We start from the raw sequence: 21,865 nt of genomic DNA, 5'->3' as shown, positions 1-21,865 counted from the left end.
TCCCGCTCCCGCAGGAGCTTAGCAAAGGTGTCCATCAACGCGAGGGAAGATCAGGCTGTATGATGGAACGCACCGAGATCCTTACAGCCATGGGCAACCTCAAGCTCTATGGCATGAGAACGGCCTATGACGAGATCATCACGACGGCAATCAAGCGCAGTCATGAGCCCCAGCGGGTGGTGGGCGATCTTCTGTCGGCAGAGATCGCCGAGAAGCAGGCGCGCTCGATCAAGTACCAGATGACGATTGCCAAACTGCCCCTGGCCAAGGACCTTGAGGACTTTGTCTTCTCCGGCACGCCGATCAACGAAGGCCTCGTACGGGATCTGGCCGGCGGGGAGTTCCTGGCCCAGGAGCGCAACGTCGTCCTGGTGGGCGGCACCGGCACGGGCAAGACCCATCTGGCGATAGGGATTGCGCGAGCGTGCATTCGCGCTGGATCCCGCGGGCGGTTCTACAATGTGGTTGATCTGGTGAACCGGCTGGAGGCTGAGACCCGTGCAGGCCGGCAGGGCCGGATGGCGGACTATCTCTCGCGGATGGACTTCGTTGTGCTGGACGAACTCGGCTACCTGCCGTTTGCCCAATCAGGTGGCCAGCTTCTGTTCCATCTGGTCAGCCGGCTGTATGAGCAGACCTCTGTGATCGTCACAACCAACCTGGCGTTTGGGGAATGGCCGAGCGTCTTTGGTGACGCGAAGATGACCACGGCCTTGCTCGACCGGCTGACCCACCACTGCGAGATTGTCGAGACCGGCAACGAGAGCTGGCGCTTCAAGAACCGGATCTGATCAAGCCGCAGAAAGGCGGCACTGGATCTATGTCCGCGGGGTCAGAATTGGATGCTGATCGAGGGTCAAACTTGGACGCCGATTGACATGTTTGGCGTCGCGGCCATTGCCGTGCAGGCCCTGATGCCGCTTATTGCCCGGGATCTGATCCAAGGAGGGCCGCTCACCTTTGGCCTCCTGCTTGGGGCCTTCGGCATCGGTGCGGTTGGCGGAGCCCTCCTGAGTACCCGTCTGAGGCAGGCCCTGTCCCTTGAGGCGCTCGTGCGCATTGCCTTCATCAGCTTCGCCGTGTGCTCAACGGTTGCGGGACTGAGCCCTTTCGCGCCTCTGACGATCGTCGCGATGGCCCTGGGTGGGGCGAGCTGGGTGCTGGCGCTCTCAAGCTTCAACGCCACCGTGCAGCTGTCCTCACCCCGCTGGGTCGTAGGTCGTGCTCTGGCGCTCTACCAGATGGCGACCTTCGGCGGCATGGCCCTCGGCAGCTGGATCTGGGGTATGGCGGCCGAGCAGTATGGAACGGGGGATGCTCTTCTGATCGCGGCAGTGCTACTGGTTACCGGAGCCGCTCTCGGCCTATGGCTGCCTTTGCCCGAGCTGAAGACGCTCAACCTTGATCCGCTGAACCGGTGGACGGAGCCTGATCTTGCCGTCGACATCTTACCGCGCAGCGGACCGGTCGTGATCACGATCGAGTACAGGATATGGGAGGAGGATGTAGTGGCCTTCCTTGCCGTGATGGCGGAGCGGCGGCGGATCCGGCGCCGGGACGGCGCGCGTCATTGGACGCTGCTGCGGGATCTGGAGAACCCGGAGATTTGGATCGAGCGCTATCATAACCCGACCTGGCTCGACTATGTGCGGCATAACCAGCGCATCACGCAGGCTGATGCTGCGGTGGGCGAACGGCTCCGGGAATTGCATCAGGGGCCAGGTCGGCCACGGGTGCGGCGCATGATCGAGCGCCAGACAGGTGGGCTCACTCCCGATCCTGGATCTCAGACCCATGATCTCGCCGAGCCCCTGACGGATCCGAACCGGTCATCCTGAGGGCTTGCCGTCCCCGCAGCAGAGAATTTGACAGCTCTCATGCGAAGCAGGTTGGCAGCGGGGTGCATTCATCCTGCTGGAACGGACATTCTGCTCGACATATCGCCGCTCATCATCCTCAGCATTTTGTCGTCAGCCTTTGTAATCCCACTACAACGGATAGGGCGGTGACGTTGGCCACTACTGCTTGTTGACAGGTGAGGCGTCAGAGGATCACGATCCTGGAGTGGGAACCCCATAAGGAGCGTCACGATGGACAGCTTCGGCCACATTCTGAACTGGCGACTGAAACACGGCTCGCATACGTTTCCTGGACAAGACGGCGGAACCTGCATCAACGAAGCCGCCATTGTGGCGGCCGGCTTCCCCTACCAGCCGGTGCGCTCGGTGGAAGATATGCCAGCGTGCTTCTCGCGTCCGATCTGCCGGCTGGCGATGCAGCTGAACGACCAAGCCAATGACGAGCAGCGGCAGCATCTGCTGCCCTTCGTCACCCGCTTGGCCTGTGCCGACACGCCGACTGTGGAGCGGGAGCGGGAAGCTTACATTGCCGCGCGCATGAGATGGTGTCTCCCGTTTCGGGAAGGTCTCAAGGTTCTGGAGGGCGCACTGGCCATTGGGCGGCAGGCGAATGACCTCTCGACGGAGGAGGTGAGAACCCGGATGGAGGCTGCTCAACAGAATGCGCCGAGGCCCACGCCTGAAGCTGACCACTTCCCGTTCTCGAAATTTCAGGGATGGTTCGCCGGCATAGTTTAGATCGAGGCGCGGCTCGCGATGCGGAGCATTCGGTTCTGAGATGAGCCGGGGCTTGTCTCAATGGCCTCCTTGGCAACCCGCGATCCCATCGATCAGGCACTGGATCTCTGTCGGTTCCACCGGATTGCAGCGTAAGGCTTGTGCCCGAACAGACAGATACTCTTCGGCGATCCCTCTGTCTTTTAATCAGAGGGTCCTGGGTTCGAGTCCCAGCGCGCTCACCAAATCATATCAAGCACTTAGATGCTGATCAGATTTGGTCATGCTTCCCAGAAAACCGGATTGGGAAACATGCCCGACTGAGTGAGTGATCTCCTCTGCGATCGCATCGGTTCTCCCGCAGGTCGAACCTTACTGCCAGAATCAACGAACGTCAGCAATCAGCCAGAGATCGGACATTGTTACGGTCGCGCTGAATGACTCAAATTGACCCAAGAGCGGCTGTTTTCCAATCGGGTTGCTCTATCCGACATCACCTCCTCTTGCATGCCTGCCCGCTTGAATGTATATAGGCACCATATAGATAGGTACCTATCATTATGCTACCTAAGCAAGATGTTCTCATTGCCGTGCGGGCCGGGTTCCTGGAGGAGCTGTCGATTGCCAGCCGCAAGCTGCGGACCCTGTTCGATGCCCGCGTGCGCGCCAAGGGCCTGACGCTCGCCCGCGCCCGCACCCTCATCCATCTCGCTCGCAAGGACGGCATGACCCAGACCGAGCTTGCCGAGATCCTCGAAGTCGAGGGCCCGACCCTGGTCCGCCTGCTCGACGGGCTTGAGGCTCAGGGTCTGACGGAACGCAGGCCCGTGGAAGGGGACCGCCGCGCCAAGCAGATCGCCCTCACGGCGGAGGGTCACAAGCTCGCCACCGAGGTGATACGGCTCGGCGACGAGCTCCGTGAGGAGGTGCTTGCCGACATCCCGGAGACCGACTTGATCGCCGCCGCCGCGACCATGCGTGCGATGGCTCGGAGGATCTCGACTGTCGCAGGCTGCCAGACGGATGCCGCATGACCGCCGCGCCTGCTATCCATCAATCCAGATCTCCTGTGACCGGCGCCGAGGACGAGACCCCTTCGCAAGCGCCGGAACGCCAGGAGCCGCAGGCGCCGCCATCCCCTCCGGCGGCGCCTGCCCCCATGCCGCCGCTGCGGGCAGCGAGCTTCATGCTGGCCTCGGTGCTTCTGGCGATGACTCAGGGGCTCGGGATGAACCTCATCTCGGCCAACCTGCCCCAGATCCAGGGAGCGCTCGGCGCGACCACCAATGAGGCTCTGTGGTTGATGGCCGCCTACATGGCGCCTTATGCCAGCCTCTCGCTGATCCTGATCAAAGTCCGCACTCAGTTCGGCCTGCGCAACTTCGCCGAGCTGGCTATCCTGGCCTTCCTGCTCGTGTCCGTGATGCACCTTTTCGTCGACGACCTACACTCGGCGATCATCGTGCGCTTCTTCAGCGGCGTCGTAGCCGCGCCCATGTCGGCGCTCGCCTTCCTCTACATGCTGGAGCCGTTTCCACCGGCCAAGAAGCTCAATCTCGGGCTCAGCCTCGCCCTGACCAACCTGGCGCTTGCCCCGAGTGTGGCCCGGCTGATCTCGCCCACGCTCCTGGATATCGGCGGGTGGCACGGCCTCCATGTCCTGGAGATCGCCATTGCCATGGTAGCCTTCGGGGCCGTCTACCTGCTGCCCCTGGCGCCCCAGCCGCGTGCCAAGGTCATCCAGCCCCTCGACGTCGTGAGCTACCTGTTCATTGCCGTCGGCTTCGGACTGGCCGCCATGGCGATGACCGTAGGCCGGTTCTACTGGTGGTTCGAGGCGCCATGGCTCGGGCTCATGCTCGCCGGTGCGATCATCGCGGTCACCTGCGCGGCGGCCATCGAGCTCAATCGCGCCAACCCGCTCCTCGACATCCGCTGGCTTACCAGCCGGGAGGTCCTGCACTTCACGGCGGCCCTCCTGATCTTCCGCATCGTCCTGTCCGAGCAGACCAGCGGCGCCTTCGGCCTGTTCCAGGTGCTCGGTCTCCAGAACAGCCAGATGGCGACGCTGTCCTGGATCATTCTCGGCACGACCGTCGCCGGCGGCTTGGCCTGTGCCGCCGTGATGAAGCCCGGCCGGGAGCCGGTCATCCACATGGTGGCGCTGACGATGTTGGCGGCCGGCGCTTTCATGGACAGCCAGGCGACAAACCTGACCCGTCCCGCCGAGATGTATCTGAGCCAGGCCATGATCGCCTTCGCCGGTGCCCTGTTCCTGCCGCCCGCCTTGGCATCAGGCCTGATGTCGGCCCTGAAGAAGGGCCCCAACTACATCCTGAGCTTCGTGATCGTCTTCCTCACCACCCAGAGCATCGGCGGCTCGCTCGGCTCGGCGGTCGTCGGGACCTTCGTCACCTGGCGCTCAAAGGTTCACTACCAAGCCCTGGCCGAGCACCTCATCCCGACTGATCCCATCGTGGCCCAGCGCATGAACCAGCTCTCAGGCGCCTATGACCGCGTGCTCACCGATCCGACGCAGATGACCACCCAGGGGCTGACCCTGCTCAACCAGCAGGTCACACGGGAGGCCAATGTCCTCGCGTACAACGACGCCTTCATGGTCATCGCCTTGCTCGCCGTGCTCGCGCTGGCTGCGCTGATCGTCCACGTCACGGTGGTCGCCATCGGCAGGCGGCTTGCTCCCACGCCTCAACCCTCCTTTGCCTGACAACCCTCACGATTGATCCCCATGCTGAAGTTCCTCAGATCCACCGCCACCCTTGTTGCCGTCGTGATCGGCCTCGCCGGCACGGCGCTCGTGCTCTACGCTTGGCGCCTGCCGCCGTTCACCAGCTCGGTCGAGACCACCGACAACGCCTATGTGCGCGGCCAAGTGACCCTCATCAGCCCGCAACTCAACGGCTACGTCGCCGAGGTTGCCGTTCAGGACTACCAGAGGGTCAAGGCCGGCCAGTTGCTGGTGAGGATCGACGACCGCATCTACGAGCAGAAGCTATATCAGGCGAAGGCGACGTTGGCCGCACAAAAGGCGGCGCTGGCGAACTCCGAGCAGACGCAGCGGTCGAACGAGGCCAGGATCAGGTCGAGCGAAGCCCAGGTCAACGGCGCGAAAGCCGCGCTCAAGGCTGCCGAGGCCAGTTGGGAGCGCATTGAGCCGCTGCTGTCCCGGGGCGTGACCACGCAGAAGGAGGCCGACCAGACCCGTGCCAATCTGGATCAGGCGAGAGCGGCGCTGAGCCAAGCCCAAGCCGCCGTCGAGGTCGCACGCCAGGACTTGGCGGCCACCCTGGTGAACCGGTCCTCGCTGGAGGCTGCGGTGCAGGGCGCCGAGGCTGCCGTGCGCCTGGCCGAGATCGATCTTCAGAACACCCGTATCGTGGCGCCGCAGGACGGACGTCTTGGCGAGGTCGGCGCGCGGATCGGACAGTATGTGTCCGCCGGGACGCAGTTGCTGGCCGTGGTGCCGGAACAGATCTGGGTGGTGGCCAACTTCAAGGAGACGCAGCTTCCCGGCATGAAGGTCGGCCAGCCGGTAACCTTGAACGTCGATGCGCTGGAGCATGCCAGCCTCTCCGGCCACATCGAGCGGTTTTCGCCCGCGGCCGGCTCGGAGTTCAGCGTGCTCAAGGCGGACAACGCCACCGGCAACTTCACCAAGGTGGCCCAGCGCGTTCCCGTGCGCATCGCCATTGACGCGGGGCAGGACCTTGCGGAGCGGCTTGCCCCGGGCATGTCCGTGGTGGTCAGTGTCAATACGGCGAGCAAGGGCACGTCCAACGAAGTCGCGTCCACCGGCGCCGTGCGCACCGAATGACCTGCTGGAATGGGTTGGCCCTTGAATGGACCAGGGTTTGGGCCAGGCGATGACGGCAAGGGCTGAGAAGAAGCGGGCTCAGATCCTGGAGGGGTTCGCGCGATCTTCCTGTCCGAGGGGTTTGATGGTGCCAGCATGGAGGCGATTGCCCGTGCCGCGGCGGGCAAGGGGACACTCTACATATACTTCAAAGGCAAGGACGAGCTCTTCACGTCCTTGATCGCGGCCTATCAAACCAGGAGCCTTGAGGAGACCTTCAGGGGCTTGAACGAGGCGTCTGGACTCCGCGGGAACTTGGAAACCCTGACGCAGAACTATCTCGATCGGGTGCGCGATCCGGAGAACCTTGCGTTACTGAGAGTGGTCGTCGGAGCCTCCGCGAAGTTCCCGAGCCCGGGACGGGCCTTCTACCAAACCGGCATGCAGCCTCCTGTCAGGCGCTTGGCGCAGTACCTCAAGGACAATGCCTCATCAGGAGCAGCGAGTGCTTGGGATGCCGAACTCGCGGCGGTGCAGTTCTTCGCCTTTCTCCGGGCGAGCGTCGCAATCCCGATGCTCATCGCCCACGAACCGCTTCCATCCCAGCAGAGGTATTCCGCGATTGTCGCTCAGGCCATGGGCACACTGCTGCGTGATCTCGGTAATGTGTCCGCTGATGCGTAAGCATCCGAGGAGCCACGCGGACTTTGAGTGTCGCGCGTAATCCGATTTGTTGTATGATGGTGGATGTTCAGGCGGCCTGCTGTGGCGTGGAGGCCTCGCCCTGGCGCAATCTCTTCCATTCCCATGGCAGCATTTCATCGAGGCGTGAGATCGGCAGGTTGGCGATCCGAGCGAGGATATCGGCGAGCCATGCCTTCGGGTCGACATCGTTGAGACGGGCCGTCATGATCAGCGTCAGCATGACGGCGGCCCGGTCGGCGCCACGATCAGAACCGGCGAAGAGCCACGATTTTCTGCCGCAGGCGACACCACGCAATGCCCTTTCGGCGGCGTTGTTCGTGAGACAAATTCGGCCATCGTCGACAAAGCGGGAGAAGTCGGCCCAGCGCGAGAGCATGTAGTTGATCGGCTCGATCACCGGGGAGGATCGCGACAGATGACCCCGCTCCTGGCGCAGCCAGGCCTCCATCTCGTCGAGGAGCGGCTTGCTTTTCTCCTGCCGCACGGCGCGCCGCTCAGTCGCACTCCGGCCGTTGATCTCGCGCTCGATGGCAAACAGCGCATCCATGCGCCTGACCGCCTCCAGCGCAATCGGAGAGACCGGCCTGGCGTTCTGGCCGCACCGGGGATTGCGGGAGACATCGACCAGTTCGAAGAATTTCCTGCGGGCATGTGCGAAGCAGAAAGCGGCCGTGATCGGCGTTTGGTTCTTCGCCGGGTCGAACAGCGGATTAAAACCATTGTAGCAATCCGCCTGAAGCACGCCGCCGAACCCGGCCAGGTGTTTCTGCGGATGCTCGCCGCGCCGATCGCGGGAGGCGTAGTAGACCGCGGCCGGCGGTGCAGGTCCGCCAAACGGCTGGTCGTCCCGCACGTAAGTCCAGATCCGTCCGGTCGTGCACTTGTCCTTCGCCAGGATCGGGATCGTGGTATCGTCGCCATGAAGCCGTTCGGCGGCAAACACATGGGCTTCGATCAGGTCGAAGATCGGCTGAAGCGCGGCGCTGACATGGCCGACCTGATCGGCCAGGGTCTGGGTCGACAGCGCGATGCCCTCGCATTGGAAGCGCGTGCTCTGGCGGTTCAGAGGGATATGCTGTCCGAACTTGTCGAACACGATCGTCGCCAGCAGATGCGGGCCGAGGAAGCCGCGCGGCGTGGCATGGAACGGCGCGGGAGCCTGGCTGATCGCCTCGCAATCCCGGCACGTAAACTTCTCCCGGACCGTCTCGATCACCTTGAAACGGCGCGGGATCTCCTCCAGCGTTTCCGTCACGTCCTCGCCCAGCTTCGATAGCCGTGCGCCGCCACAGCACCCGCAGACCGTCGGCGCCTCAACCACGACGCGTTCACGCTCAATGTCCTGCGGAAAGGGCTTGCGCACCGGGCGCTTGCGGGTGAAGGCGCGCACGGTCTGTGCTTTCGCCGCCGCAGCCTCAGCCGCCAGTTCATCCTCGGTCGCCGCCGTCACCAGCTCTTCGAGCTGCAATTCCAGCTGGTCGATCAGCCGTTGGGTGCGCTCACGGCGTGGGCCATGCTTCTCACGTTCCAGCTTTCCGATCTGCAGCTGCAGATACGCGATCAGCGCTTCCGTGCTGGACAGCCTCGCCTTCGCATTGGTGGCATCGGCAACCGCCGCATCCCGCTCGGCCTCGCTGCGCAGCCGTGCCTCGCGCTCAGCTAGCAGCGCGGCCTGGGCGCTGGCAAGGTCCGAAGGCAGGGAGAACGGTGCCGATGACATGACACCATTGAACCAGATTTCCCAGCAACTTCAATGGCAAAACAGGCTCACACCCGTGTCGGACGCCAGGTTTCCTGAGGGGCACGCCAGTCAATTCCGGACAGCAAGTAAGACAGCTGCGCCGGCGAGATCGTCACGACGCCATCGGCCGCTGACGGCCAGATGAACCTGCCGCGCTCAAGGCGCTTCGTGAACAGGCATGCTCCCTGGGAGTCATGCCAAATCACTTTGATCAGATCGCCGCGACGGCCCCGAAAGCAAAATAAATGACCGCTGAGCGGGTCATGCTTCAAGACTTCCTGCACCTGCAGGGCCAACGATGGAAAGCCCCGTCTCATGTCAGTATAGCCCGTCGCCAGCCATACCCGAACGCCGGTTGGGATTGGGATCATCGCAGCGCCTCAAGACCCCGGATGATCCGCAGCAGCGCATCGACATCGACATCCCGGTCGACGATCACATGCCGCCCGTTCGCGGTGACAACGTCCATCCGACCGAGGCCGCTTGGGGGATACGGCACCGGTGCCGTCGGCGAAGGCTCCAAGGGCGCGCGAGCGTCCGGAACGACCAGGGCGGGCACAAACCCATCCCATGAACCAGCGCCAAGCCGTCCTTCTCTATGAGCCTTGCGCCAGCTGTTCAATTGAAAGCGGGTGATCCCGTGCCGGCGCGCCGTGGCCGACACCTGCTTTGGCCCGCGATAGCTCTCGGCCACAATTGCCAGCTTGGCTTCATCGCTGAACCGGCGACGGCGGCCCGTGTCGACCACATCCAGGCGGCTGACCGGCTCACGATCCCTGATAATGTCCATGGCTACAACACCGTCCATATCGACGTCGATATAGCCAGTGCTCTTCCAAATGCCTCAATTCTACAAGACGGCCCAGCTCGGATGCGTACGCTGATGCACACCGTGCCAGCATTGCAGGAACTCAGACCTTTTCAGGCCCGCATCCTCGCAGGAAGAGATCGACTGCTTTCTGAAGGTGCCGCTTGCGGACATAGTTCAGATCTGGCAGCTCCAGTCCAATCAGCACACGATGGAACCCACCCAGGATAACGGAGCTAAAGAACTGCTCGGCGGCAAAGCGGACATCGAGTTGCCGATGTTGCCCCGCTGCGATCCCATCGAGCAGGATCTGCTAGACCATCTGGGCAACACGATGAGCACCGGCGTTGTTCATGACGCGGGCCATGTGTGGAAAGCGGACCGCCTCAGCCGTGACCAGCCGCTCCAAGGCGATTGAGTCCGGTGTCGTGATCTCGGCCCACAGCGACAAAGAAAGGGCATACAGCCTCTCCTGTGTCGTGCCGAGTTTCCGCTCAGCGGCCTCAATGGACGTGATGCCGGTCTCATAAGCTGTGACGATCACGGCCTCGAACAGATCGGCCTTGGTTGGAAAGCGCGTGTACAGGGTGCGCTTGGAAATCTTCGCCTCGGCGGCGATCTGATCGATGCTGGTCGCATCGAACCCCTTATCAAGGAAGAACCGCGTTGCGACCTCGATTATCCGGTCTGTCAGTCTTTCGGCTTCAGCAAGCGACGGTCGTCCGGCACGTTTTGCTTTAGCCTGTTCCAAGTTGGCCCCTCCTGGTTCTCCACTGGGCTTCCCACAGTGACCTTGGCCGTTACGATATCATAAGTCGCAAAGGCGCGAAAGCGTGCTATTTATCAACAAAAAGCCCTGCCTTTTGGACGGCAGGGCAAGGTTTTGTCTCATCTACTCGGAGGTTGCTGCATTGGCAGACGATGCGGAGTAAGCCCGGTATACGGTGGCCCGTCAAGGGCAGAGCGAGAGAGAAGTCGTTAAGGAATAAATGTTACGATACTGGAGCGTTAAATGATGAGTGTGTCTGATCTGCAATAGCGCGACCGTGCATTTGCGCCTACCGATGTGCCGGTCCATCACCCTGAAAGGAACAACAATGAGCAACGGACTCAAAGCTCTCCTCGCTGCCTTGACTGTGACCACGGCCCTCGGAACCGCGGCCCACGCGGCCGACCTGCCGGTTCGCTCCGCCCCTCCGGCTCCGATTGTCGCGGCTGTTCCGGTCTTCACCTGGACAGGCTTCTATGTCGGTGTGAACGCGGGCTATGGCTGGAACACCAATGATGACGACGTGGTGATCCCGGGTGTCGGAACGTTCGAGGCCGACGACGAAGGTGGCTTCGTCGGTGGTGGTCAGATCGGCTACAACTACCAGATCGGCTCCTTCGTGCTCGGTGTTGAGACCGACATCCAGTATGCCGATATCGGCGGCGACAACAACTTCGGCGGCGTCCTTGACGACGATGATTCCGACAGCTGGTTCGGCACCGTGCGTGCCCGCGTCGGTGTGGCCTTCGATCGCGCGCTCATCTACGCCACCGGTGGTCTGGCCTATGGCGAGGTCAGCAACGGCTTCTACACCTCTGACGATGTGAGCGTCGGCTGGACCCTTGGTGCCGGTGTCGAGTACGCCTTCACCGATAACCTGACCGCCAAGGTCGAGGGCCTGTACGTCAACCTCGAGCAGGACGATGACGACCTGCCGGTGATCGCTGGCCGCGATGAAACCGAGTTCGGCGTGGTGCGCGCTGGTCTGAACTACAAGTTCAGCTCGTACTAAGACCTGTCGCATCGGCAACGCGCCCTGCAACGCCCGGTTCCTCCACCGGGCGTTGCCTCACCTCCGAGCCTGCTGTCGATTGGCCACAGCGATGTGCCGCCGTGGTCGTCTCGTGGACCACCAGGTCACTGGGTTGGACAGGCCCTCAATCCATGACCATCGCGAGGCCAAGAGCCTCGTGCGATTCTACATGCTAAGCAAGTACTGAGGAGTACTACGCTGATTGTGGCCCTTGCTCTCGAGATCAGGTCTACTCGGGATATGGGTGACCGGATCCAGGTGCTCGCCTAGCAAACTGGGCTAGTGCCGTGCATGGCCCATATGCCTCGCGACCTGTCGTGACGCGTGCTCCACCTGATCGACATTCCTGTTCATCACTGAGCTGACAAAGGCGGTAATGTACCAGAGGAAGCGCCAGCCGCGCGCCCCGCGCAAAACTGAGATCGAGTTCCTGCAGATGCTGGCGCGTGGCCCACAACCCGCCACGAGAGGTCCCTTGGGCCAGTGTCTCAAACACGGCTGGTGCACAAAACATGACGCTGATGCCGACCGCGTCTCAGGAGATGGACCAATCCTCTATGCGATCACACCGCAAGGGCTGAAGGTACTCGCGCAGGCCTCATCATAGATGGCACTCGGGATGCCGGCATTGGGAGATTCTGATCTGAACAGCAGGCTGGCTTTGCGTAGAGCACTTCTGTTCTATCTCCATAGCACTCCCACAGACGAGCGCACGGGATCAATCCTCAATTCGCCGTGAGGGCCGCGCAGTGGATTGATGAAGCTCTCCGTATGTTTCCGCCTTAAAGCAGCCGTTCAGCTCAGGTTCCCCTTGAACATGCCCCCGCATCTCCCGCTTCGTTCCTTGCTCATGATGAGCCTTCTAGCACTTGTCCTCAGCGCGTGTGCGGGGCGGCCCGGACCTGAGGTCCTGGCGCCTGTTGCCGCAACAACTCCCGCCGCACGCCTGGTGACCGTCTATGTGGCCACCACCCGGGAGCGGATCCTGCCAGGGCAGAATGCCTTCACGAGCGGGCGGGCGCCCAGTCTCAACTATGCCGAGTTCACGATCTCGATCCCGCCAGGGCACAGGCCAGGCGCCATCGAGTGGCCTGGCTCCAATCCAGATCCTGCCACGAGCTTTGTAACGGTTCGCCAAACTGCCCTCGATGAGGCTAGCTTCCGCAAAAGGATTGGCAGTGAGGCAGCAGGTGGCAAACGGGACGCCGGCATCTTCGTTCACGGCTACAACACCAACTTCCAGGAAGCACTGTTCCGCCTTGCCCAGTTGAGTGCTGATGCACAGCCGATGACAGTGCCGGTCCTGTTCGCCTGGCCCTCAGAGGCGGCCATCACGGGGTACGTTGCGGACAAGGATGCCGTCACTTACTCAAGGGACTACCTGGCCCATGTCCTCTCCATGCTGGCCGGTGAGCGCTCCGTGAGGGAGGTGATTGTAGCAGGGCACAGCATGGGCGCGTGGCTCACGATGGAGACCCTGCGCCAGCTTCGTCTTCAGCGCAGGGACAGTGTCGTTGACAAACTCCAGGTGGTGCTCGCTGCCCCGGACATCGACCTCGATGTGTTCCGCGCCCAGATAGCGACGGTCGGCCCGATGTCGCCGCCCCTGACTGTCTTGGTCGCGAAAGATGATCGGGCGCTTGCCGTCTCAAGCCGTCTGTCGGGCGGACGGGAACGGGTGGGCACGCTGGACGTGACAGATCCCAGGGTCCAGGACGTCGCCCGACAGGCTGACCTGAGGGTGATTGACATCTCGACAGTGAATGCGTCTGACCCATTGAACCACGACCGGTTCATCACCTTCGCGGCCATCTACTCCTCAGTCACGGCTGATGGTCGTCATAGCGACCCGTTGCGCCAGGCTGGCGCCTTCGTGTTCAACGCAGCCGGTACGGCTCTGGCAACCCCGTTCAATCTCGTCGGGCGTGCTCTCGCGGGCGAATAAAACACTTAGTGTGTTCGAGCGCGGGATCCAAGCAATCTGAGAGCCGGACATTGACGCTGCCCCACCCCTGATCGCTGTGACGCGGAATGGGAAGCATGTCGTGATCTGTCCTACTGCCTCTAATCCTTCCTCTGAATAGAGGCGACAGATAGCGGAAGAAACATCTCCAGCGCTCTTGAACCTATGGACGATACCACATCCGAGGGCACCAGGCCGAAATTTGGGAGCCCCCGCAAGCGCCAGAAGGCACGTTGCGGCATCTTCGTGAATTGCGTAACCCGAGGCTGCTGCTGTGGAAAATGCGCTTCTTCGAGGTCCCTGACCTTCAAGTGGCAAAGAACGGCCAGCGCGGTCCTTTATTCTGGACGAGGATTGTCAGTCAAGCCATGAAGCCACCTCCGTGGAGACGAGAACCATTGTAGTGCGCCCCTCAAGCATGATTTCATCAGATGTTGCGTTCGAAGCTTTCGTTACAGATGCTGCCGTATCCACGGCGACTTGCCAATTCTTCGCCGCAGACGGGATAATAAACCGGCATGGAGTGCGGGCAGCGTTGAAGAGAAGGCACAACGCTCCGTCCCCGTTCTCACGGATCACGGAGCCGACTTGGTTGCCGGCACCGTCCCAGTCTACTGGGCCTCCCTCCGGGCCGAACCACTCGATCTCTTCAGGAGTGTAGAAGCGATCCGCACTGAGAACAGGGTGCGCTTGGCGTAGAGCTATCAGGTCGCTCACGAAGTTGACCAGATCCTGATTGCAATCGGCGCGTTTCCAGTTGTACCACGACGTCTCATTGTCCTGGCAATAGGCGTTGTTGTTGCCGCCCTGCGTGCGGCGGAACTCATCACCGCCAAGGATCATGGGTATGCCGCGCGAGACGAACAGAGACGTGAGCATGTTCTTGATCTGACGCAGCCGCATCGCGTCGATCGTGCGATCCGCCACGGAACCTTCAGCGCCATTGTTGTCGCTATAGTTCTCGTTTAGGCCGTCACGGTTCCCCTCGCCATTGGCTTCGTTGTGCTTCGTTGCGTATGAGACGAGGTCATTCAGCGTATAGCCGTCATGGCAAGTGATGAAATTGATGCTCTTGACGGGGGAGCCATTGCCGTTCTGATGATAGAGGTCGGCGCTGCCGCAGAGGCGGGTGGCGAATCGGCCCGTCATGCCGGGATCACCCCGCCAGAACCGCCGGACATCATCGCGGTAATGGCAGTTCCATTCCGCCCAACGGGTGCCAGGGAACTCACCCACCTGGAATGCGCCCCCGGCATCCCAGGCCTCGGCGATGAGCTTGACATCCCGCAGCAGCGGATCCTCGGCGATCTGCTCCAGCAGAGGCGGGTTCGGCAGGATCTTACCGCCGGCATCCCGGCCCAGGATCGAGGCCAGGTCGAACCGGAAGCCGTCCACGTGCATCTGCACCACCCAGTGCCGAAGGCAGTCGACGATCATGTTGCGCACGACCGGATGATTGCAGTTCAGCGTGTTCCCGCACCCGGTGAAGTCGAGATAGCGGCGGCGGTCCGGCGACAGGATGTAGTAGATCGCATTGTCGAGCCCGCGGAAGCTAGAGGTCTCGCCTGTCTCGTCGCCTTCGGCCGTGTGGTTGAATACGACATCGAGAATGACCTTGATGCCGGCTTTGTGGAGTTCGCGAACCATCGTCTTGAACTCCGTCACCGGCGCATTGGGGGAAGAGCCGGCGGCATACCCCGGCATCGGCGCGAACAGCGCCACCGGGTCATAGCCCCAGTAGTTCGGCATCGATGAGCCGGTGAGTGGATCCCGCTTCCGTCTGGCATAAGGATCGAAGGCCTGAACTGGCATCAGTTCGACAGCGGTGATGCCGAGGCGCTTGAAATAAGGGATCTTCTCGACCACGCCGAGAAACTGGCCGGGGTGCTCGGCTCCCGACGAGGGATGCACCGTCAAACCGCGTACGTGGGTCTCATAGATGATTATCTTGTTCCACGGGTGACGGGGACGGACCTCGCCCTGCCAGTTAAACCAGTGGTCAGCAATGACACCTCGGTGAGTGCAAGCGGCGGGCTCCACAGACGATTCCGGAGGCAGGCTCCAGGCATTGCCCGAGATCGAAGGCGCATAGGGATCGAGCAGGAGCTGGTCCGGCTGGAAGCGGTGCCCCTGATCCGCGCCCCTGGGACCATCGGCTTGCAGGGCATAGAGCATGCCCCGAAGGTCTCCATGGAGCCTGACGTGCCAGACGTCCCCTGTCCGGTGATGATCTGCTTCGAGATCGAAATTCATATAAGGGGAGGGCGCATTGGCACTCTCGTACAGCAACAGCGTCATCCGTGTGGCATGACGGCTGAAGACAGCAAGGTTCGTACCATCGTGACAATCATGCAGCCCAAGCGGAAGAGGCTCCCCGCGTCCGATCTTAACTTGGCTGACCGGAAGCGCTTTGACATATTGCGGCATCATTGCCTGAGTCATCGACTATCCTTTGTTCGCCAGTGGCCATCGAAACCGCCCCAGACCTTTTCTGGCGTTCTCATCGTCGGTGTCTCCGCTAGGCTGTGATCAAGGCCAGCTTAGGACACAATGGCTAAGGTTTGTGTTGACGCACATCAAGGCTCCTTGGAGGATAACGGATAGCTTCCTCATCCAAGCTCATGGTCGAGCAATCAGCCGGAATATCACTGTGGCCGAAATCCTTCCTTTCATCCAGCGCACGAGCATTGCCTATTTTTCCATGGAGATCGCCCTGCGGCCGGAAATCCACACCTACAGTGGTGGGCTCGGAATCCTGGCCGGCGACACGGCCCGCTCCTGCGCCGATCTCGAATTGCCGGTAGTCTTCGTCACTTTGGCAAGCCGGGCTGGCTACCTGCGCCAGGCGATCGCCGCCGACGGCTCCCAGGTTGGGCATGACGATCCTTGGAGCCCGGCGGACTGGGCCACGCCGCTGGACGCCATGATCGCCGTGCAGATGGAGGGTCGATCCGTCTGGATCCGGCCATGGCTCTACGTCGTGACATGCCCCATCGGCCACCCCATTCCGGTGCTGCTGCTCGACACCGACCTCGATCAAAATGCTCCCGAGGACCGCAGGATCACGGATCGGCTGTATGGTGGGGACGAGGTCTACCGCCTCAAGCAGGAGATCGTCCTTGGCATTGGCGGCGTCCGCCTGCTCCAGGCCCTTGGCTTCGCCATCGCTACCTACCACCTCAACGAGGGCCACGCGGCCTTCCTGACCCTGGAGCTCCTGCGTCGCAGGCGCCGGGACCAGCCTGGATCCAACGGATTGTATCACGAAGCCGACCATGTCCGCGACATCTGCGTGTTCACCACCCATACCCCGGTGGAGGCCGGGCACGACCGCTTCTCCTACGAGGACCTTGAGCGCGTTTTGGGTTCCGACTTCGTTCCCCTTGACGAGATCAAGCCCCTAGCTGGCGAGGACCGGCTCAACATGACCCGGCTGGCGTTGAATCTCAGCGGCTATGTCAACGGCGTGGCACGGCGGCATGCTGAGACAACGCAGCAGATGTTCCCGGGTTACAGGATCGCGGCGATCACCAACGGCGTGCATGCTCCGACCTGGACCCATCCCGCTTTCGCCCAGCTCTATCAGAAGATACTGCCCAACTGGGGGCATGAACCCGAGGTTCTGGCCTGGGCCGATCAGCTCCGCGATGAGGATGTCTGGGCTGCGCATCAGGCGGCCAAGCATGATCTGCTGAAGGAGATCCAGCAGAGCACCGGCGTCGCTATGGATTCCGGGGTCCCCCTCATCGGGTTTGCGCGGCGCATGACAGGCTACAAGCGCCCGGACCTCCTGTTCGCGGATTTGCAGCGGCTTCGCGCTATTAACGCCAGGTTCCCGTTCCAGGTGGTGATGGCCGGAAAGGCGCATCCTCACGACACGCAGGGCCAGTATATGATCCAGGACATCCATGACCGGATGCGCCAGCTTGCCCCTGATATCCGCGTGGCGTTCCTGCCGAATTACGACATGAAGCTGGCCTACACTTTGGTTGCCGGAGCCGACGTGTGGCTGAACACACCGCTGCCGCCGCTGGAAGCGTCAGGAACGAGCGGCATGAAGGCTGCCCTCAATGGCGTGCTGAACTTCAGCACGCTCGACGGCTGGTGGGTCGAGGCTTGCGTCGATGGGGTCACCGGCTGGTCGATCGGACAGCGGGGAGCGTCCGAGGGAGCCGAGCGGCATGGTCCTGACCTCTACGACAAGCTCGAAGGGCAGGTGCTGCCAATCTACTACCAGGACCGCGCCCGATGGATTGGGATGATGAAGCAGGGCATCTCCAAGATCGCGTCTTACTTCAACAGCCAGCGTATGATGCGCCGCTACACGACCGAGGCCTATGTCCGGCCTTGATTTTCCATAGAAAGAGACGATGAACCCATCCGGAAAGCCGCTGAGCCTCGGGGAACTGGATCAGATCGACGCCTACTGGCGGGCCGCGAACTACCTGTCGGTCGGGCAGATCTATCTCCTGGACAATCCCCTGTTGCGGGAGGAGCTGAAGCCCGAGCACGTGAAGCCGCGCTTGCTCGGCCATTGGGGTACGACGCCGGGGCTGAACCTCGTCTATGCCCATCTCAACCGGGTGATCCGGACGCGGGGCTTGAACGTGCTGTATGTCTGCGGGCCCGGTCATTGCGGTCCCGGCATGGTCGCCAACACCTATCTCGAGGGGACCTACGGCGACATCTACCCGGACGTTTCCCAGGATGCCGACGGATCGCGCAAGCTCTTCCGCCAGTTCTCGTTTCCCGGCGGCTTCCCGAGCCATGTCGCTCCCGAGACGCTCGGTTCGATCCATGAGGGCGGGAGCTGGGGTATGCCCTCCTGCATGCCTATGGAGCTGCCTTCGATAATCCAAATCTGATCGTCGCCTGCGTGATCGGCGACAGCGAGGCCGCGACCGGACCGCTTGCCGCCTAATGGCACTCGAACAAGTTCCTGAACCCGGCTCACGACGGTGCCGTTCTCCCGATCCTGCACCTCAACGGGTACAAGATTGCCAATCCCACGATCCTGGCCCGGTTGGGGCACGACGAACTCGAAAAGCTCCTCATTGGCTATGGGCATGAGCTCTTCTTTGTTGAGGGGACCGAACCCGAAACCGTGCATAAAGCCTTGGCGGCTGCCCTAGACACGGTTCTCGACCGGATCGCCGCGATCCAGAACGCCGCCAGGGCAGGTGAGCGGCACGAGCGGCCTCGTTGGCTGATGATAGTCCTGCGGACACCCAAGGGCTGGACCGGACCCAAGGAGGTCGACGGCCTCAAGACGGAAGGATTCTGGCGGTCGCATCAGGTGCCGCTCGTCGAGACCCGCCGAAATCCTGCCCACCGGAAGCAGTTCGAATAGTGGCTGCGGAGTTACCGGCCAGAGGAATTGTTCGATGAGTCCGGAAGGCTGCGTCCAGAGATTGCCGCATTGGCACCTGCAGGCGAGCGGCGGATGGGCGCCAACCCGCACGCCAATTGCGGCCTGCTGATGCACCCGCTTCGCCTGCCGGAGTTCCGGGACTATGCTGTTCACGTCGATGCGCCGGGAAAGGTGTTTGGCGAAGCCACCCGTGTGCTAGGGACCTATCTCCGCGACGTACTCGATCTCAACGCGCAAGCCCGCAACTTCCATGTGGTCGGGCTGGACGAGACCGCCTCGAACCGCCTCGATGCTGTGTTCAAGAAGACCGACCGCACCTGATCCACCGGCTCACCTACAAGCGGTCGAACCACGCCAACTTCCATGCGCATGGGTTCAGCGAGGAGGGCACCATGACCACGCCCTTCGATATGGTGGTCCTCAACACGCTCGACCGGTTCCATCTCGTCGAAGCCGTTGCCCGGCGTGTGCCGAAGCTGGCGCCAATGGCCGCATACGTCGTGCAGTCCGTGCGGGATAAGCTGATCGAGCACAGAGACTACATCTCACGGTATGGTGAAGACATGTTGGAGATCCGCAATTGGGGTTGACCGTACCGGATTGCAGCGGAGGCGGGAAATTGACGCACAGGCGAGCATCCCTGGAACAGTAATGCGGAACCGATATCTAGATGCACAGAGAAACATCTCAATGAAACGAGGGATAGAAGATCCTAGCGCCAGCCTTTCCGGAGCTTGAACGTGGGCTGCCGGATCACCTAGTGGTGATCTCAGTGAGACGTTGCTGGCTTGAGTTTAGCCGGCGATGGCGGTGTACGTGAACTCAAAAACATGTGCCTCGCGGCCAAGCTATTGCGCAAGATCAAAGCGCCGCCTCTAGGCGAGAGTATATTCTCACCTAAATCCTAATCGAAATTGCGCGACAAGGGTCAAGAGATTGAAAGGGGTGATATGATCGAGAACATCAAGAGCGTGCTGATCGGCTTGACAAAGGAATTCGGCCCGGAGGAGACCTCGTCCGCCTTAGGCTACGGCCTCTCGCTGGCGCAGCAGGCGGGGGCCCATGCCACAGTGCAAGCTGCCTCCGTCAAGCTGGGATTGTCGAGTGCCGGGATCAGCAAGGTCGTGGCGGGCCTGGTCCAGGAGGAGAACCGGCGCCTTCAAGCCCTTGCCGAGGCAGCGGCTCGCAGTGCGCACGGCAACGCCGGCGCGGCAGGGACTGTGTGCTCCACCGCAGCCCCGCATCTCGGTTACCAGCAATTGCTGGCCGTCTTCAGGGCACAGGCCCGCCTGCACGACCTCACCATCATCGATGCCGAACCAGAAGCCCTCACGCCTGATCGTGGCCTAATCGATGCTCTGCTGATGGACAGCGGACGTCCACTCCTCGTCGTCCCGCCGGGGCAGGAGGTCTTCCAGGCAAGGCGCATCATCCTGGCCTGGGACGGCAGCGGACGGGCTGCCCGGGCGGCAGCGGACGCCCTTCCGTTGCTGCGGACGGCCGAGGCCGTCGAGGTGGTCGCGGTGATGGGCGAGAAGGATCTGCCCACCAGCGTCACCGGCGCCGATATCGCCCCGCATCTGAGCCGCCATGGCGTGAACGTAACTGTCCAGACACTGCCTGCCCTCGACGGAGATGTTGCCGAGACTCTGCGCACTCATGCCACCCTGACCCATGCCGAGATGATCGTGATGGGCGGCTACGTCCACTCGCGGCTGCGCGAGCTGGTGTTCGGCGGCGTCACCCAGTCCCTGCTAAAGCAGAGCCCCGTGCCGCTGTTCCTCTCCTACTGAGGGTATGGGCCGACAAGCCACACTGGGATCAGGGCGGGGTTCGAGACCTTGCTCATCTTCCGCCGCGTTCAGGTAGCCACGTCGACACGGAACGGAGCTTGCCACAGTCTATCAGTCCCCACACAGGAGGAACCTCATGCCCAAGATGAAAGCCGCGATCTTCGTCGAACCCGGCCGCATCGTGCTCGACGAGAAGCCGATCCCGGATGTAGGCCCGCTCGACGCCCTCGTGCGGATCACCACGACAACAATCTGCGGCACCGACGTTCACATCCTCAAGGGTGAGTATCCGGTCGCCCACGGCTTAACCATCGGGCACGAGCCTGTTGGCGTGATCGAGAAGCTTGGCTCGGCGGTGCAGGGCTACCGCGAGGGGCAACGCGTGATCGCCGGAGCGATCTGCACATCTGGCCACAGCCATGCGGCCCTATGCAGCTGCCACGCTCAGGATGGTCCTGGCACGAGGCACGGCTGGAAGGGCATGGGCGGCTGGAAGTTCGGGAACACCATCGATGGGACCCAGGCCGAATACGTGCTCGTCCCCGATGCTATGGCCAATCTGGCTCCGGTGCCGGAAGGACTCACCGACGAGCAGGTGCTCATGTGCCCCGATATCATGTCGACGGGCTTCTCCGGCGCGGAAAGCGGCGCCATCTGTATTGGGGACACAGTTGCGGTGTTTGCGCAGGGACCGATCGGCCTGTGTGCGACAGCGGGCGCGCGTCTGATGGGCGCGACCACGATCATTGCGGTTGACAGCGTGCCGGCTCGCATGGAAATGGCCCGTCGCATGGGGGCGGATCACGTGGTCGACTTCACTCAAGCAAACCCAGTGACGGAGATCATGCGGCTGACTGACGGCCGCGGGGTGGATGTTGCCATTGAGGCTCTCGGACGGCAGCAGACCTTCGAGGGGGCCCTGCGCGTCCTAAGGCCCGGCGGCACGCTCTCATCGCTCGGCGTCTATTCGAGCGACCTGAAGATCCCGCTCGATGCCTTCCTGGCCGGGCTGGGTGACCACACAATCCGCACGACCCTCTGTCCGGGTGGTAAGGAGCGCATGCGCCGCCTCATGGACGTGATCGCATCCGGACGGGTCGACACGCGGCCGCTGGTGACCCACCGGTTCAAGCTCGATCAGATAGAGGAGGCCTACGACCAGTTCGCGAACCAGCGCGACGGCGTGCTCAAGGTGGCCATCACACCTTAGTGATCCTCTCAAGAGATTAGGTCCCTCAGCGGAACGGTATGCTGCCTCTCAGCGAGAGGCAGCATACCGACAAACCTCGTTG

At 62.1% G+C, this 21,865-nt stretch carries 16 protein-coding genes and 3 pseudogenes; 14 read left to right on the top strand and 5 right to left on the bottom strand.

Translation table 11 applies throughout. From position 1 onward, the window contains the following. The first annotated feature begins 59 nt into the window (after nucleotides 1-59). The 7 genes and pseudogenes from istB (at nucleotide 60) to H0S73_RS23740 (ending at nucleotide 7,074) form a co-directional block, all read left to right on the top strand. Nucleotides 60-791, top strand: a complete 732-nt coding sequence (gene istB, locus H0S73_RS23770) for an IS21-like element helper ATPase IstB (protein WP_281369212.1) — start codon at nucleotides 60-62, stop codon at nucleotides 789-791. 90 nt (nucleotides 792-881) lie between these two features. After that, nucleotides 882-1,838, top strand: a pseudogene (locus tag H0S73_RS23765) (MFS transporter); the annotation flags it as partial. Between the two features lie 252 nt (nucleotides 1,839-2,090). Next, nucleotides 2,091-2,597, top strand: coding sequence for a hypothetical protein (locus H0S73_RS23760; protein WP_181054674.1), 507 nt, complete (start codon nucleotides 2,091-2,093; stop codon nucleotides 2,595-2,597). A gap of 539 nt (nucleotides 2,598-3,136) precedes the next feature. Continuing rightward, entirely contained in the window at nucleotides 3,137-3,610 is a 474-nt protein-coding gene (locus H0S73_RS23755; protein ID WP_181054673.1) for a MarR family winged helix-turn-helix transcriptional regulator, read from the top strand. A gap of 125 nt (nucleotides 3,611-3,735) precedes the next feature. Continuing rightward, nucleotides 3,736-5,304 (top strand): MFS transporter, encoded by a 1,569-nt coding sequence (locus H0S73_RS23750; protein WP_246389413.1) that lies wholly within the window; start codon nucleotides 3,736-3,738, stop codon nucleotides 5,302-5,304. Nucleotides 5,305-5,325: 21 nt separating this feature from the next. Beyond that, on the top strand, nucleotides 5,326-6,411 hold the full coding sequence (locus tag H0S73_RS23745; RefSeq protein WP_181054671.1) for an HlyD family secretion protein: 1,086 nt from the start codon (nucleotides 5,326-5,328) through the stop codon (nucleotides 6,409-6,411). A 135-nt stretch (nucleotides 6,412-6,546) separates the two neighbouring features. Further along, entirely contained in the window at nucleotides 6,547-7,074 is a 528-nt protein-coding gene (locus H0S73_RS23740; protein ID WP_181054713.1) for a TetR/AcrR family transcriptional regulator C-terminal domain-containing protein, read from the top strand. A gap of 67 nt (nucleotides 7,075-7,141) precedes the next feature. Here H0S73_RS23740 and tnpC read toward each other — a convergent pair whose 3' ends face one another. The 4 genes and pseudogenes from tnpC to H0S73_RS23715 all read right to left on the bottom strand — a co-directional run bounded on the left by tnpC (nucleotide 7,142) and on the right by H0S73_RS23715 (nucleotide 10,395). Then, nucleotides 7,142-8,815: an IS66 family transposase gene (gene tnpC / locus H0S73_RS23735; RefSeq protein ID WP_181054670.1), complete on the bottom strand. Its 1,674-nt coding sequence runs from the start codon at nucleotides 8,813-8,815 to the stop codon at nucleotides 7,142-7,144. Between the two features lie 47 nt (nucleotides 8,816-8,862). Continuing rightward, nucleotides 8,863-9,207, bottom strand: coding sequence for an IS66 family insertion sequence element accessory protein TnpB (gene tnpB / locus H0S73_RS23730; RefSeq protein ID WP_181053599.1), 345 nt, complete (start codon nucleotides 9,205-9,207; stop codon nucleotides 8,863-8,865). Then, entirely contained in the window at nucleotides 9,204-9,626 is a 423-nt protein-coding gene (tnpA, locus tag H0S73_RS23725; protein WP_181054385.1) for an IS66-like element accessory protein TnpA, read from the bottom strand. The genes tnpB and tnpA overlap by 4 nt, the downstream gene beginning before the upstream one ends. Before the next feature lie 121 nt (nucleotides 9,627-9,747). Next, nucleotides 9,748-10,395 (bottom strand): annotated as a pseudogene (locus tag H0S73_RS23715) (TetR/AcrR family transcriptional regulator). Between the two features lie 346 nt (nucleotides 10,396-10,741). Between H0S73_RS23715 and H0S73_RS23710 the strand changes: the two are divergent. Both H0S73_RS23710 and H0S73_RS23705 read left to right on the top strand, forming a co-directional pair. Next, the gene (locus tag H0S73_RS23710) at nucleotides 10,742-11,425 is read left to right on the top strand and encodes an outer membrane protein (protein ID WP_181054668.1); all 684 of its coding nucleotides are present in this window, start codon (nucleotides 10,742-10,744) and stop codon (nucleotides 11,423-11,425) included. 970 nt (nucleotides 11,426-12,395) lie between these two features. After that, nucleotides 12,396-13,391 (top strand): alpha/beta hydrolase, encoded by a 996-nt coding sequence (locus H0S73_RS23705; protein ID WP_343058487.1) that lies wholly within the window; start codon nucleotides 12,396-12,398, stop codon nucleotides 13,389-13,391. 375 nt (nucleotides 13,392-13,766) lie between these two features. Here the strand turns inward: H0S73_RS23705 and glgX are convergent, their stop codons facing one another. Beyond that, nucleotides 13,767-15,851, bottom strand: coding sequence for a glycogen debranching protein GlgX (gene glgX, locus H0S73_RS23700; protein WP_202050045.1), 2,085 nt, complete (start codon nucleotides 15,849-15,851; stop codon nucleotides 13,767-13,769). A gap of 208 nt (nucleotides 15,852-16,059) precedes the next feature. Here glgX and glgP point away from each other — a divergent pair, with 208 nt between their 5' ends. From glgP to H0S73_RS23675, 5 genes and pseudogenes are all read left to right on the top strand, one after another. Continuing rightward, a complete protein-coding gene (glgP, locus tag H0S73_RS23695; RefSeq protein WP_343058486.1) occupies nucleotides 16,060-17,760 on the top strand; it encodes an alpha-glucan family phosphorylase in 1,701 nt (566 codons plus the stop codon). A 19-nt stretch (nucleotides 17,761-17,779) separates the two neighbouring features. Then, a pseudogene (locus H0S73_RS23690) lies at nucleotides 17,780-19,095 on the top strand (phosphoketolase family protein); the annotation flags it as partial. A 2-nt stretch (nucleotides 19,096-19,097) separates the two neighbouring features. Beyond that, nucleotides 19,098-19,370, top strand: a complete 273-nt coding sequence (locus tag H0S73_RS26440) for a phosphoketolase family protein (RefSeq protein ID WP_246389409.1) — start codon at nucleotides 19,098-19,100, stop codon at nucleotides 19,368-19,370. Nucleotides 19,371-19,730: 360 nt separating this feature from the next. Further along, nucleotides 19,731-20,573, top strand: coding sequence for a universal stress protein (locus H0S73_RS23680; RefSeq protein WP_181054666.1), 843 nt, complete (start codon nucleotides 19,731-19,733; stop codon nucleotides 20,571-20,573). Nucleotides 20,574-20,709: 136 nt separating this feature from the next. Continuing rightward, nucleotides 20,710-21,783 (top strand): NAD(P)-dependent alcohol dehydrogenase, encoded by a 1,074-nt coding sequence (locus tag H0S73_RS23675; RefSeq protein ID WP_181054665.1) that lies wholly within the window; start codon nucleotides 20,710-20,712, stop codon nucleotides 21,781-21,783. Nucleotides 21,784-21,865: the final 82 nt, after the last annotated feature.

The organism is Microvirga mediterraneensis (genome assembly GCF_013520865.1).
Lineage (GTDB): Bacteria > Pseudomonadota > Alphaproteobacteria > Rhizobiales > Beijerinckiaceae > Microvirga > Microvirga mediterraneensis.
Note: the sequence above shows the minus strand (reverse complement) of the source record. Positions and strands in the feature narration are given on the sequence as shown.

Bases quoted from the DNA above. Each gene is read 5' to 3' on its own strand.
- istB (WP_281369212.1), top strand. From the start codon at position 60: ATGATGGAACGCACCGAGATCCTTACAGCCATGGGCAACCTCAAGCTC.
- H0S73_RS23760 (WP_181054674.1), top strand. From the start codon at position 2,091: ATGGACAGCTTCGGCCACATTCTGAACTGGCGACTGAAACACGGCTCG.
- H0S73_RS23755 (WP_181054673.1), top strand. From the start codon at position 3,137: ATGCTACCTAAGCAAGATGTTCTCATTGCCGTGCGGGCCGGGTTCCTG.
- H0S73_RS23750 (WP_246389413.1), top strand. From the start codon at position 3,736: ATGCCGCCGCTGCGGGCAGCGAGCTTCATGCTGGCCTCGGTGCTTCTG.
- H0S73_RS23745 (WP_181054671.1), top strand. From the start codon at position 5,326: ATGCTGAAGTTCCTCAGATCCACCGCCACCCTTGTTGCCGTCGTGATC.
- H0S73_RS23740 (WP_181054713.1), top strand. From the start codon at position 6,547: ATGGAGGCGATTGCCCGTGCCGCGGCGGGCAAGGGGACACTCTACATA.
- tnpC (WP_181054670.1), bottom strand. From the start codon at position 8,815: ATGTCATCGGCACCGTTCTCCCTGCCTTCGGACCTTGCCAGCGCCCAG.
- tnpB (WP_181053599.1), bottom strand. From the start codon at position 9,207: ATGATCCCAATCCCAACCGGCGTTCGGGTATGGCTGGCGACGGGCTAT.
- tnpA (WP_181054385.1), bottom strand. From the start codon at position 9,626: ATGGACATTATCAGGGATCGTGAGCCGGTCAGCCGCCTGGATGTGGTC.
- H0S73_RS23710 (WP_181054668.1), top strand. From the start codon at position 10,742: ATGAGCAACGGACTCAAAGCTCTCCTCGCTGCCTTGACTGTGACCACG.
- glgX (WP_202050045.1), bottom strand. From the start codon at position 15,851: ATGACTCAGGCAATGATGCCGCAATATGTCAAAGCGCTTCCGGTCAGC.
- H0S73_RS23680 (WP_181054666.1), top strand. From the start codon at position 19,731: ATGATCGAGAACATCAAGAGCGTGCTGATCGGCTTGACAAAGGAATTC.
- H0S73_RS23675 (WP_181054665.1), top strand. From the start codon at position 20,710: ATGCCCAAGATGAAAGCCGCGATCTTCGTCGAACCCGGCCGCATCGTG.